The organism is Luteibacter sp. (assembly GCF_051958795.1).
Classification (GTDB): Bacteria; Pseudomonadota; Gammaproteobacteria; order Xanthomonadales; family Rhodanobacteraceae; genus Luteibacter.
Genome location: NZ_JBQCFT010000323.1, coordinates 18,093 through 30,676, shown reverse-complemented (window position 1 = coordinate 30,676; position 12,584 = coordinate 18,093). Strand labels below are relative to the sequence as shown.

Here is a 12,584-nt window from a genome sequence, read left to right as displayed (position 1 = left end):
AGCTTACGTCGGGACCGCATCCGGGTCGACCATGCGATACCCGATACCGTGGCGGGTGTGGATCAACGGCTTCTCGAACGGCTTGTCGATAGCGGCGCGCAGGCCATGGATGTGCACGCGCAGGGAATCCGAATCCGGCAGTTCCTCGCCCCACACGCGCTGTTCGAGATCCTGCCGCGTCACGACGGACGGGCTGGCCTCCATCAGCGCCTGGAGCAGCTTCAGGCCGATCGGGTTGAGCTGGATGGATTTGCCTTCGCGGGTGACCGTGAGGGTATCCAGGTTGTAGGTGAGGCCGCCGACCTTGAGCACGCGGCTCTGCGGGCCCTTGCCGCGGCGGGCCAGCACCTCGAGGCGGGCCGCCAGCTCCTGCAGGGCGAACGGCTTGGTCATGTAATCGTCCGCGCCGGACTCGAAGCCGGTGAGCTTGTGCTCCAGCGAGTCGCGGGCGGTGAGCATGAGCACCGGGGTCTGCTTGTGGGCTTCGTGGCGCAGTTTCTTCGCGACATCGAGCCCGTCCATCCCCGGCAGGGTCAGGTCGAGCACGATCACGTCGAAATCGTGAACCACGGCCAGGTGCAGGCCGGTGACGCCGTCGCCGGCAAAATCGACGACATGGCCCCTGTCCTCGAGGTAGTCCCCGATGTTGGTGGCGATGTCGGTGTTGTCTTCGATGACCAGGACGCGCATTGCGGCACTCCGTTGTGCTGTCGCAAAAGTATTGCGACAACAAGCTTAACGGGGAATCCGTGAACCGGACAGCATTAAAAGAAAGGCCCGGGCGGAAACCCGCCCGGGCCGAAAGAACTCCTGCCCCGATACCGTCACTCCGACTCGCGGAATCACAGTGGGACCTTTATAGGGGGTCGCCGTTTAAATCGCTGTTAACCCCTTGGGAGACCTGGCCTTGCGGACCTTGGGCGCGACCGGGCGGGCGGCGTGGCGGGCCTCGCAGTGGGCGATGATGGCCCCGGCCACGTCCACCCCGGTGCTGCCTTCGATGCCTTCCAGGCCCGGCGAGGCATTCACTTCCAGCAGCAGCGGGCCGCGGGACGAGCGGAGCAGGTCCACGCCGGCCACCTCCAGGCCGAGGGCCGAGGCGGCCTCGATGGCGACCCGGCGCTCCTCATCGGAGAGCTCGACCGCCGCGGCACTGCCACCCCGGTGCAGGTTGGCCCGGAATTCGCCCGGGGCCGACGAGCGCTGCATCGAGGCCACCACCTCATTGCCGACCACGAAGCAGCGCAGGTCGCTGCCGTTGGCCTCGCGGATGAATTCCTGGACGAGGAAGTTGGCATAGAGACCACGGAAGGCCTCGATGACGCTTTGCGACGCGGAGCGCTTCTCGGCCAGCACCACGCCGGCACCCTGGGTACCTTCGTTGAGCTTGATGATGTGCGGGGGGTCACCCAGCATGGCCAGGAGATCGCTGGTGTCATCCGGGTTATCGCCGAAGGCCGTCAGGGGCATGTCGATACCGCGGGTCGCCAGGATCTGCAGGCAGCGCAGCTTGTCACGGGCGCGCAGCACGGCGTCCGAGGGATTCGGGGTCATGACCCCCATCAGCTCCAGCTGGCGAAGCACGGCCGTGCCGTAGAAGGTGCTCGAGGCGCCGATGCGCGGGATCACGCAGTCGATCGGCCCCAGCGGCTTGCCCTTGAAGTGGATGGCGAACGACTGCGGCGCGATGCTCATGTAGCAGCGCAGCGGATCGAGCACTTTCACCGTGTGCTTGCGCTTGCGCGCCGCCTCGACGAGGCGCTGCGTGGAATACAGCCGCGCGTTGCGCGACAGGATGGCGATCTTCATGTGGGTTCCCGGACGGCGCGGCGCGGCGTCTGCGAATAGGAAAGCGAAGGGTCGACACGGAAGCGCCCAAGCAGCGCCGTCCGGCCGAGCAAAAGGGGAAACAGCATGTGCCGCCGGTTGGTCAGGTTCACCTCGGCCAGGAAGCGCTGGCCGGCGAGCTCGATTTCGGCTTCGATGAACCAGCGCTCGGTGGTGTGGCCACCGGAATCGGTCACGGCGCGACGGCCAAGGGCACGGGCCTCGCACGGGGCGGAGAGGCCGCCCTTGCGGGTCGTGCGCACCTGGAAGCGCAGCCACGTGCCGTCCGCGCGTTCGTCCACTTCCAGCCACTCGACGTGCAGCGACGACGTGCGCGCGCCCGTGTCGAGTTTTGCCTTGAGAACGGAAACCCCTAGCGACGGAAGGGCGAGCCGTTCGCGCCAGCCAAGGGTGATGACATCAGTCATGGGTCTGGAGCGCGTCGAGGGTGGGGGAACGACAAGGCCGTGGGGAACCGGCGGGTTACGCCGCGAAGCATGCCGAACGCCCGGCGCGGTTTGCAACTACCGCGGTGTGACAATTCGTTCAAGCTCCCTCACGCGGATGAAGCGGCCGTGAAACGGCCGGGTTCATCCCAGGTAGCTGCGGCTCCGCGACGACAGCAGGTACAGCCCGCAACCCACCCCGACCAGGGCGACCGCGGCGACGTAATGGGCCGGGCCAAGGCCGCCCGCTGACTTCGCCAGGAAGCCCACGAGCAGCGGCGTGGCCGCTCCACAGATCGCGTAGGCGACGTTGTAGGACAACGAAATCCCGGAGAAGCGGATCGCTGGCGGAAACGCCGCGACCAATACGGCGGGGATAACGCCCGCCACGCCAGCAAACAGCCCGGCCAACGGGTACAGCACCATCATGTTCGCCCCGCCCGCATGCAGGTCCAGGTACAGCAGGTACGTGGCGACCGGCAAGCCTATCGAACCCACCAGCAGGGCCATGCCGCGGCCGACGCGGTCGACCAGCAGGCCGCCAAAGAAACAGCCGAAGCAGAGTGCCAGCGCGGCGAGGCTGCCGCCGCTGAACGCACGCGCCTGGTCGATCCCGAAGGCGGTCTGCATCAACGTGGGCGTCATGAGGATATCGACGACGATGGCAGCGGTGAGCACCCAGGTCACCAGCATGGACAGGATGGTGCCCGCGCGGTGGTCGCGCAGCACGACCCAGGCCGGCAGTTCCGCGCTTAGCTCCTTCCGTTCGCGCATGCGGGCGAACACCGGGGTCTCGCTGAGCCAGCGGCGCAGGTACACGGCGAAGAAGCCGAAGATGCCGCCGAGGATGAACGCGATGCGCCAGCCATACGACAGCATGTCCTCCGGCGACAGCCGGGCGCTCAGCCCCGCAGCGACCAGCGAACCGATCAGGATGCCCGCGGTAAGCCCGGAGGTGAGGCTCGCGCAGGCAAGGCCCACGCGGTTCGGCGGGACATGCTCGGCGACGAAGACCCATGCACCGGGGATCTCGCCACCGATCGCAAGGCCCTGCACCACGCGGAACAGGGTGAGCAGGATCGGCGCGAGCAGGCCGATGCTCGCGTAGGTCGGCAACAGGCCGATCAGCAAGGTGGGCACCGCCATAAGGAACACGCTGAGCGTGAACATGCGCTTGCGCCCTACCCTGTCCCCGAAGTGCGCCATGACGATGCCGCCGAGCGGCCGCGCCAGGTACGCCACGGCGAACAGGCCGAAGCCCTGCAGCTGCGCGACGAAGTCCGAGGCACCGGCAGGGAAGAACAGATGGCCAATGGTCTTCGCGAAGTACACGAAGATCACGAAGTCATAAAACTCCAGCGCGCCGCCAAGGGCCGCAAGCACCAGCGTCTTCGCATCGCCGCGGCCGAGCGCGCGATGGTCGGCCAGCGAGGTATCGGGGATCGCACTCATGGGTCGGTCAGGCATCCAGCAGGTCGGCGACGGAATTCAGGATCTCCGCCGGGCGGAACGGATACATCTCCACTTCCGCGCGCGTGGCGATGCCGCTGAGCACGAGCACCGTGTGCAGGCCGGCCTCGATGCCCGCGACCACGTCGGTATCCATGCGGTCGCCGATCATGCCGGTGCTGTGGGAGTGCGCACCGAGCTTGTTCATCGCCGAACGGAACATCATCGGGTTGGGCTTGCCGACGACGTACGGCTCGCGGCCGGTGCATTTGGTGATCAGTGCCGCGACCGCACCCGTGGCCGGCAACGGTCCCTCGGAACTGGGGCTGGTCGCATCCGGGTTGGTGCAGATGAAGCGCGCGCCATTGCCGATCAGGCGGATCGCCTTGGTGATCGCCGCGAACGAATAGGTCCGCGTCTCACCCAGCACCACGTAGTCCGGTGCCGTGTCGGTCATGATGAAGCCGGCTTCATGCATGGCGGTGGTCAGGCCCGCCTCGCCCATGACAAAGGCCGAGCCGCCGGGCGACTGGTCCTTCAGGAACGCCGCCGTGGCCAGGGCGGATGTCCAGAGCTGCTCCTCGGGCACATCGAGCCCGGAGCGGCGCAGGCGCGCGCTCAGGTCACGCGGGGTGAAGATCGAGTTGTTCGTGAGCACGAGGAAGGGCGTGCCGCGCTCGCGCCACTGGCGGATCAGCTCGGGGGCACCCGGCAGGGCCTTGTTTTCATGGACGAGCACGCCGTCCATGTCGGTCAGCCAGTAGGCGATGTCGTTGCGGTCGACCACGGGAACTCCAGGGGAAAGGGCATTCGATCCCGAAGCATACCGCCATCGCCGCCGCGCGGACTTGAAGCAAGGCGTCCTTGCACACGAAAGGACCGCAAGGTGTGGTAAAGGTGACCCTCGCGGAGCCAGGGGGTAACCGCGAGGATGGCCCGCCTCCAGGGCGGGCACCCGACCGAGCAGGCATTTCGTGGCAGATTTCGCGTCCCGCCAATCCATCCGCCTGATCCGCATGGCGGGTTTCATCGTGGGTATCGCGCTCGGCGTCGTGCTGGCCACGGTGCTCGTGCACGACCACAACCGGCGCACCGCCGCTTCGCGCAGCCAGGGCATGGCATTGGCCCATGGCGCCCAGCGGCTGCTGATGGAGCGCATGCATGGCCTGCAACTCGCCATGCAGGGGCTGGCGCGGGATACCCAGGATATCGACGGCACCGCGCCTGCGCAGGCCTCGCAGCTGATCGCCAAGAACATCGCGGGCCTCAGCTCGCGCAAGGCCGAGCTCAGCGACCTGATGCTCGTGGATGCCCAGGGCAAGGCGATCACCGGCGGCACGCCTGATCCGCGGATCACCGAGTGGGCGGCCCACGGGGCCGACGCCCCGGCGACTCTGACCATGGGACCGCTGCGGCGCGATCGCCAGGGCCACTGGACCATGCCCATCGCCGTGCCGGTGTCCTCCGGCGGGTGGGTCTTCGCGCGGCTGCGCCAGGTCCAGTTCCAGGATGTGGTGGACCATATCGACGCGGGACGCCACGGCGTGACGGCCATCACCGACCGGTACGGGATGATCGTGGCGCGCTCGGGTGCCGAACCGGATGTCGTCGGCCAGCCGACGAGCGTGCTGTGGGAGCCCGCGCGGCCTGGCACGGATATCGGCATCAGCAAGCTGGATGACACCGAGCGGCTGGTCGCTTCCGCGACGTGGAAGGAGTACCCGATCGGGGTGGGCGTCGGCATCGCCGTCCGCGACGACATGGGGCCCTGGTACAGCTTCCTCGGCGTCAGCATCGCCGTGTGGGTGCTGTACTGGCTGGGTTTCGCCTTCCTCAATCGCCGCGTGACCGATGCCGCCGTCGTGCAGCGCCGTTACGTGGCCGAGCTGACCGAGACCACCGAGCGCTGGCGGCAGGCGCAGAAGCTTGGCCACACCGGCACGTGGCGCGCCGACGCCCGGCGCAACCGCCTCACCTGGGATACGCAGGTGGAAGCCATGCTCGGGTTGTCGGCCCGCGGCGAAGGCGTCGACGATGCCATGTTCTACAGCCACATCCACCCGGACGACGTGGAGCGGGCACGCGAGGCGTTCGTCAGTGCGTGGAAGAGCGGCAAGACGCTGAACCTCGACTTCCGCTGGCTCCGACCCGATGGCACCCAGCGCTGGATCTCCGGCACCGGCGCCATCACCAGCGCCGACGGTGACAAGGCCATGACCGGCACGGTGGTCGATGCCACCGACCGCATCGAAACCCAGCGCCAGCTCGCCGAAGCCGAACAACGTTTCCGCCTGATGTTCGAACGTACGCCCCTGCCCGCCTGGGTGTTCGACATCGACAGCCTGGAATTCCTCGAGGTGAATGCGGCCGCGGTGCGCAACTACGGCTACTCGCGCTACGAATTCCTGCGCATGGCGGTGATCGATATCCGGCCCGAATCCGAGATCGCCCCGTTGCAGCACGCGCTGGCCACCCAGGACACGGCGACCATGGCCAGCCGCACGTGGGTGCACCGACGCAAGGATGGCAGCCTGCTCGATACGCGCATCCACACCACGCCGGTCGAATTCATGGGACACCACGCGCGCCTGGTGCTGGCCGAAGACGTCACGGAGCGCAGCCGCGCCGAGCGTGACCTTGCATGGCGCGCGACGCACGACATGCTCACTGGCCTGGCCAATACCGAGGCACTCACCGATTTCCTCGACCGACGGTTTGGCACGCGGCGCTGGTATGAAGTGATCTACGTACACCTGCGCGGCCTGGACCTCATCTCAGACACCTACGGCCTCGAAGCCGGCCGCACCGTCCTGCAGCAGGTCGGCCGCCGGTTCGCCACGCTGGGGTTGGACTTCGGCATGGCGGCGCACCGGCCGAGCGAGCGGTTCCTGCTGGCCGTCATGCACCCGGACAAGCGCGAGCGCGCGGTGGAAGCGTTGACGGCCGCGGTCACCGAGCCGGTGTTGCTCGACGGCACGTGGCATGCGCTGGATCCGGAGATCGGCGTGGCGACGCACCCTGCCGATGGCGCGAGTGCCGAACAGATCATCGCCGCCGCGGCCATGGCAGCACATTTCCATGGCGAAAGCTCGGGTGCCCCACGGCCTTTCGATGCGTCCATGGCGGAGCGTTCCATCGAGCGCCTGCGCATGGCGTCACGGATCCGCCAGGCCATCGACCAGAACGAGTTCGTGCTGCACTTCCAGCCCATCCTCGACGCGAGGACTGGCCATGTGCAGAAGCTGGAGGCGTTGCTCCGCTGGCCCGTCGCCGATGGCACGTTCATCCGACCGGAGGATTTCATTCCGCTCAGCGAGGAAACGGGGCTCATCGTCGATATCGGCCGCCGGGTCTTCGAAGAGGCCGCGCAATGCCATGTGGCATTGGCGCGAGCAGGCCATCCCGAGCTCGCCATCGCGGTGAACGTCTCCGCGGTCCAGTTCCAGCGCACGGATGTCGCAGCCGACGTCGGGGCAGCCATCAGTCGATACGAGCTTCCGCGTGGCGCGCTCGCGATCGAACTTACCGAAAGCAGCCTCATGTCGAATCGCCGCTCGGCCATGGCTGCCATGCGCCGGCTCAGCGCGCAGGGCACCCATGTGTCGCTCGACGACTTCGGCACCGGCTTCTCGAGCATGGCCTACCTCCGCGACCTGCCGATTGACTCGCTGAAGATCGACAGGGTGTTCGTGAGCGATGTCGCGACCCATGAACGATCGGCGTCCATCTGCCGGGCGATCATCACGCTTGCCCACACGTTGGGCATGACCGTCGTGGCGGAAGGCGTGGAGACGCAGGATCAGCTCGACTGGCTCGTGACCGCGGGCTGCGACAGCGTCCAGGGCTTCCACCGCGCGGCGCCCATGGCGTTTGATGCGCTGGTGGATTTCCTGAAGGGCCAGCCCGCGGCTCGCACGGCCATGCAGGACTGATCAGGCGCGCAGGGTGCCGCTCGCCCGCATTCCAGGCATGACCCTGTTGCGGCCGCCGCGCTTCGCTTCGTAGAGCGCGGCGTCCGCGTCGCCTCGCAGCTGCTTCAGTCCATAGCCCGAGAAGAGCGTCGAAGAGACGCCGGCGCTGGTCGAGCACGACACCACCTGCCCATCGACCGTGATGCTGCTTTGCTCGAGCGTGTCGCGGATATCCTCGGCGATCGCCAGGCCCTGCTCCGGCGTGCAATCCGGTAGCAGGACGCCGAATTCCTCACCACCCAGGCGACCCAAAAGATCCCGGCTACGAAGACGCGAACGGCACACGTCGACGACGTGCTGCAGGACCCGGTCGCCGGCCGCATGTCCGTAACGGTCATTTACGCTCTTGAAATGATCAAGGTCCAGGAGGATGACGCAGCCTGCCGCCTTTCGTTCGGCCATATCCAGCAGCGCCAGCTCCACCGCCTGCATGAAATACTGGTGGTTGGCGATACCGGTCAGGCCATCGTGGTGGGCCAGCCATTCGAAGCGACGCCTCGATCGGCTTACGCGGAACAACCAGAAGACGACGGAAAGCACCACGGCGGCGAGCAACACGACGTAGAGGCGCCCGATCTCCAACGACTTCTTCGTAAGGAGTTGCTCCGCACGCAGCACGTCGTTCTTGCGCGCGAGGTTCTCCGCCTCGACCTTCTCCACCAGGGTTCGTTGCCGTACCGCCTGGTAGGCGAGTGATCGCGCGCGCTCATCATCCAGGTTGCCGTGGTCCTGTTCGGAGAACTTCTTGAAGTAATCCAGGGCCGCGTCGACGTCACCGCGTTTCTTCGCGACCTTGTAGAGCACCTCGTAAGCATCGCGCAGCCAGACATCGATGTCGGCCGTGTCGTACATACCGACCACCTCGAGGGCCTTCAGGCGGGCCTCCTCGTCGCGGCCGAGCGCGTAATAGGCCTGAACGCGCTGTGTCGTAAGCGATGTCAGTGCCGTATGGAAGTTCGTGGCGGCTACGGACGGCGCAATGCGGTCCAGTATCACGAGCCCCTCCGCCGGCCTGTGCTCCTCGATAAGGGTCTCGCTTTTCGTGAGCCAAAGCATGTTGGTGAACACGGGATCCTTCACGGCTTCGCACGCGGCGATGCCATTCGTGAACAGGGGATCATCCGAGCGGAGTTTGTGCGTGCTGTAGCGCGCCGCGACTTCAGCCGCGATGGGCCGGCACATGTTTTCGTCTTTCGGGACCACGTCGGCCATCATCTGCGCATAACGGATCGCGATCTCCGGCTGCCCGGAGAAGTTCATCGATTGCGACAGGTTGTTGAGCAGGTCGTAACGCGCATCCGGGTCTCGCGATGCCTCCAGCATGGCTACGGCTCGCCCGGCGAGTGAGAACACTTTCTCGTACTGCTTGGTAAACGCATAGGCCGACAGCAACTTACCCATCGATTTCGCCGCAAGCCGCGGGTTACCCGAATGGTCGACGATATCCTGGTACGTAGCGGTCGCTTCGACATAGCGACCGTTGTAGCTCGCTTCCCAGGCATCGAGGTAGCGCAACTCCCAGCGCTGCGAGTCCGTCAACACGGGGTTCTGCTCGTGGATCTTCGCCAGCGTGGCGGCAAAGCGCGGATGGTCCGCGAGCTGGATCGACTTGGCGGATGCGATGAATGCAGCGAGGTTGCCTTCCGTCGACGACGTGCGGGCGGCGACGAGCGCCAGCGCCACTGCAAGCACGCGGGCGAGCATGGCTCGCTCACGCGGGAACATCCATAGAAGGTTCACGCGTTGACGAGTCCGATATCCTGGAAATCAGTCATCACGCGATTGCGGCCCATGCTCTTTGCACGATAAAGCGCCGCATCAGCCTCGCGACGAATCCGCTGCAAGCCATACCCGGAAACCTTCGTGCATGCGACGCCGATGCTGGCGGAATACTGAACCACATGGCCATCGACGGTGACCGGTGTCCTTTCCATCGCCGCCCGTATGCAGTTGGCGATCACCACGCCCTGCTCGGCCTGGCACTCGGGCAGGAGGATGCCAAATTCCTCGCCGCCAAGGCGCCCGAAGAGGTCCGCGGGGCGAAGCTGCTGCCGGCATGTCGCCGTGGCCCGCTTGAGTACTTCGTCACCCACGGCATGGCCGTATGTGTCATTCACGAGCTTGAAGTGATCCAGGTCCAGAAGGACCAGGCACGCCGGGGCCTTGCGCCGTTCGAGCTCGTGCAGCCCCCGTTCGAGCTCCGTCATGAAGTGCTGGTGATTCGCCACCCCGGTCAAGCCATCGTGGCACGACATCCGTTTGAATCGCAGTTGCGATCGCTTCGTCCTGATGAGCCAGAACACGACCGACGCAAGGAGCACCGCCAGCAGGGCGATGTGGAGGCGCCCAGCCTCCACCGCCTTCTCGGTGAGCGACTTCTCGAGCGTGAGGACACCGTTCTGATGAGCCAGCTTCTCGGCCTCGAGGCTCTGCAGGAGCGTTCGCTGCTGCACCGCCTCATACGCCAGGGTACGAGCCATGAGGTCGTCGAGGTTCCCACGCTCCTGCTCCGCGTATTTCTGGTAATAGGCCAGTGCAACGGCGTTGCGCTTCGCGCGCTTTTCGACCTCGTACAGGACGTGGTAAGCGTCGGAGAGGAAATTGTCCATTTCGCCCGCACGGAACAGCGCGATGGTCGCCAGCGCAGCGGTACGGGCGTCCGCATCGCGGTTCAGCGCGAGGTAGGCATTCCCGCGCTGGCTGTACAAGGCAGCCGTACCCTGGAAATAGCCGACCTTCTCGATGGAAGGCGCGATGCGATCCAGGATAGCCAACGCGGCCTCGGGCTTTCCTACCTCGATGAGGCGAGCCGTCTTCGTCAGCAGGTTCATGTTGGTCCACACCGGAGAGCCCGCGCGGGTGCATTCGTCGATCGCGCGCGTGAGTTCCGGGCTATCGGGCGCGATCCCCTGCGTGTAGCGTGCGGCCATCTCTACCGACATGGATACGCATGCCGATTCGCCGGGAAGGAGGTCGGCCCGCATCATCTGCGCATACTTGATACCGAGGTCGGGGTGTCCGGCATCGTTCATCGTCTGCGAAAGATTGGAAAGCAGCGAATGGCGCGCTACGGGGTCCTTCAGGCCCGGGAGCGCCGCGATCGCACGTCGTGCCAATACAAACGCTTCTTCATACCGGTGGTTGATGCTGTAATTCTGTATCAGCATGCCTATCGCCCTGGCGCTCAGGCCGGGATGGCCAGAGTGCTCGAGGACGTCACGAGCCAGCTTTTCGGCCTCCTCGTAATGTCCCTGGAACTGGGCTTCCACCGCCTCAAGCGTACGAATGCGCCATTGCTGCCCAGGCGTCACATGGAGATCGCTGGACTTGAGTTCTGCAAGGATCGCCGCGAAGCGCGCATGGTCCGTCATCCGGACAGCATCGGCCTGCTCCAGAAGTGAGGAGACATCCGCGGTGGAGGCCGATGCGGCCATGCCGGCCGCTGGCCACGCCAGCATGGCGACGGCCAGCCAGGCCATTGCGTGATGCCAGCGCCGTGGCTTCACGCAGGCAACGTCAGTGGACGCCGGCGGGATGGGAGAAACTCTGCGGCTCATCGTCGGCCTCACTCTCTTCCTCATCATCGACCGGCGTGGGAACGTGCAGCGGTGCCGGCTCATCGGTATAACCGCCATTGCCATGGTTCGGCTTGCCCATCACCCGGATGCCAAATTCCTGGCCGAGCAGTGTGCTGTCCCGTTGCGCGGCGGCGCTTGCGAGCACTTCCGTCGCGCCCGCGGCTTTCAGGCGCCTCGCGAGTTCATCGGGCGGCAGGCGGCGCAGCGACGCGTCGCGGCCCACGGCTTCGAGCAGGTCAATAGAGTCCGACATACGTATACCCCTGAAACGCGGAAGGCCCCCTGCCCCCTTTGCGTTCCGTGCATTATGTCACGGTTACGTGACGGACTCTGTTGCAGTGTCCAGCGCCCTGAGGCGCGCCCAGACGTCGGGGACCGGCACCATCTTACGGGCCGGTGGCAACACGACCGTCTCCGCCACCGTCATGTCGACCCGCGGGAGGTCGCGCAACGCCACCCGCTCCATGCGCGGCGGATCGATCGGCAGTGTGGCGCACCGGTAGATCGTTATTTCGTGGTCGAGGGGATAATCACGACCCAGCCGGTCAACGAGGACCTGTCGGTAGGCCGCCCCTGTGTTATCGAGGCGCGCCATCGTGGTGTCTCCCACCAGTGCAACCTGCCATAGGACGACGTAGCCAGCCGTGTCGAGCTGCCGGTCGTACAGGAGAAACTGGCTGGCCTCGAAATGCTGACAGCCATAGCGCCCAGGGTCGATGCCAAGGTCGGCGTACAGGCAATCCTCGGACGATACGCCCGCCTCCATATGGGCCTCGAAGCCCTCGGCGCGCGCTGTTTCGATCGCCTTGTGGGGCGTCCAGGCGAAGATGCCCGGGTGGCCATAGAACACCGCGCACACCCGCTTGCCCATCCGGACTTCCGCCATGATCAGGTCCAGCCATTCCTGGTAAGTCACCATCCTCGACTTCCCTTCGGCATAGTTGCCTTGCAGGCTACGCACGTCGGGATTCATACGCGTGAGCCATTCCTCGACCAGGTGATCCGACATGGCGGCAAACACGACATCGGCCTGTTCGATGTAGCTTCTGGAAATCGGAGTCAGGTGGGAACCCAGCGTCATGCCCATGCCTACCAGGGCGAGACTGCCGGTTTTCGAAGCGCGTGTGGTTGGCATATGCATCCGCGGATCGTAGGGCAAATCCGGCCAGAGCCACATAGGCCATTTGCGTAGGTATCTGGCCGCGGTGCGATAGACGCAGCCTCTTGTCATCATAAGATCAATCAATTTCTGCAATGTTCATCCACAGGCCTATGATCGAGTTATTGCGTTAGTCACGGGACGCCGGCGGGCC

The 12,584-nt window shown here is 65.6% G+C and carries 10 protein-coding genes; 1 reads left to right on the top strand and 9 read right to left on the bottom strand.

Annotation, left to right across the window (positions count from 1 at the left end; all coding sequences use genetic code 11):
* Nucleotides 1-3 precede the first annotated feature (3 nt).
* The 5 genes from ACTHLF_RS16795 to ACTHLF_RS16775 all read right to left on the bottom strand — a co-directional run bounded on the left by ACTHLF_RS16795 (nt 4) and on the right by ACTHLF_RS16775 (nt 4,509).
* Entirely contained in the window at nt 4-690 is a 687-nt protein-coding gene (locus ACTHLF_RS16795; RefSeq protein ID WP_089975032.1) for a response regulator transcription factor, read from the bottom strand.
* Nucleotides 691-873: 183 nt separating this feature from the next.
* Entirely contained in the window at nt 874-1,809 is a 936-nt protein-coding gene (gene rimK / locus ACTHLF_RS16790) for a 30S ribosomal protein S6--L-glutamate ligase (protein WP_440328735.1), read from the bottom strand.
* On the bottom strand, nt 1,806-2,255 hold the full coding sequence (locus ACTHLF_RS16785; RefSeq protein ID WP_440328733.1) for an ATP-dependent zinc protease family protein: 450 nt from the start codon (nt 2,253-2,255) through the stop codon (nt 1,806-1,808). Before ACTHLF_RS16785 ends, rimK begins: the two co-directional genes overlap by 4 nt.
* A 162-nt stretch (nt 2,256-2,417) precedes the next feature.
* On the bottom strand, nt 2,418-3,725 hold the full coding sequence (locus ACTHLF_RS16780; protein ID WP_440328732.1) for an MFS transporter: 1,308 nt from the start codon (nt 3,723-3,725) through the stop codon (nt 2,418-2,420).
* A 7-nt stretch (nt 3,726-3,732) separates the two neighbouring features.
* Nucleotides 3,733-4,509, bottom strand: coding sequence for an HAD-IIA family hydrolase (locus ACTHLF_RS16775; protein WP_440328730.1), 777 nt, complete (start codon nt 4,507-4,509; stop codon nt 3,733-3,735).
* A gap of 187 nt (nt 4,510-4,696) precedes the next feature.
* Here ACTHLF_RS16775 and ACTHLF_RS16770 point away from each other — a divergent pair, with 187 nt between their 5' ends.
* Nucleotides 4,697-7,654: a bifunctional diguanylate cyclase/phosphodiesterase gene (locus tag ACTHLF_RS16770; RefSeq protein ID WP_440328729.1), complete on the top strand. Its 2,958-nt coding sequence runs from the start codon at nt 4,697-4,699 to the stop codon at nt 7,652-7,654.
* Here the strand turns inward: ACTHLF_RS16770 and ACTHLF_RS16765 are convergent, their stop codons facing one another.
* The 4 genes from ACTHLF_RS16765 to ACTHLF_RS16750 all read right to left on the bottom strand — a co-directional run bounded on the left by ACTHLF_RS16765 (nt 7,655) and on the right by ACTHLF_RS16750 (nt 12,406).
* On the bottom strand, nt 7,655-9,433 hold the full coding sequence (locus ACTHLF_RS16765) for a GGDEF domain-containing protein (protein ID WP_440328728.1): 1,779 nt from the start codon (nt 9,431-9,433) through the stop codon (nt 7,655-7,657). It abuts the gene before it with no gap.
* The gene (locus ACTHLF_RS16760; protein ID WP_440328727.1) at nt 9,430-11,172 is read right to left on the bottom strand and encodes a diguanylate cyclase; all 1,743 of its coding nucleotides are present in this window, start codon (nt 11,170-11,172) and stop codon (nt 9,430-9,432) included. The genes ACTHLF_RS16765 and ACTHLF_RS16760 overlap by 4 nt, the downstream gene beginning before the upstream one ends.
* A gap of 37 nt (nt 11,173-11,209) precedes the next feature.
* The gene (locus tag ACTHLF_RS16755) at nt 11,210-11,524 is read right to left on the bottom strand and encodes a hypothetical protein (protein ID WP_440328726.1); all 315 of its coding nucleotides are present in this window, start codon (nt 11,522-11,524) and stop codon (nt 11,210-11,212) included.
* Between the two features lie 63 nt (nt 11,525-11,587).
* Nucleotides 11,588-12,406, bottom strand: a complete 819-nt coding sequence (locus tag ACTHLF_RS16750; protein WP_440328738.1) for an SAM-dependent methyltransferase — start codon at nt 12,404-12,406, stop codon at nt 11,588-11,590.
* Nucleotides 12,407-12,584: the final 178 nt, after the last annotated feature.

What these genes read in the sequence shown, in the direction of transcription:
- ACTHLF_RS16760 (WP_440328727.1), bottom strand. Translation starts at nt 11,172, where the DNA reads ATGGCCTGGCTGGCCGTCGCCATGCTGGCGTGGCCAGCGGCCGGCATG.
- ACTHLF_RS16785 (WP_440328733.1), bottom strand. Translation starts at nt 2,255, where the DNA reads ATGACTGATGTCATCACCCTTGGCTGGCGCGAACGGCTCGCCCTTCCG.
- rimK (WP_440328735.1), bottom strand. Translation starts at nt 1,809, where the DNA reads ATGAAGATCGCCATCCTGTCGCGCAACGCGCGGCTGTATTCCACGCAG.
- ACTHLF_RS16750 (WP_440328738.1), bottom strand. Translation starts at nt 12,406, where the DNA reads ATGCCAACCACACGCGCTTCGAAAACCGGCAGTCTCGCCCTGGTAGGC.
- ACTHLF_RS16780 (WP_440328732.1), bottom strand. Translation starts at nt 3,725, where the DNA reads ATGAGTGCGATCCCCGATACCTCGCTGGCCGACCATCGCGCGCTCGGC.
- ACTHLF_RS16755 (WP_440328726.1), bottom strand. Translation starts at nt 11,524, where the DNA reads ATGTCGGACTCTATTGACCTGCTCGAAGCCGTGGGCCGCGACGCGTCG.
- ACTHLF_RS16795 (WP_089975032.1), bottom strand. Translation starts at nt 690, where the DNA reads ATGCGCGTCCTGGTCATCGAAGACAACACCGACATCGCCACCAACATC.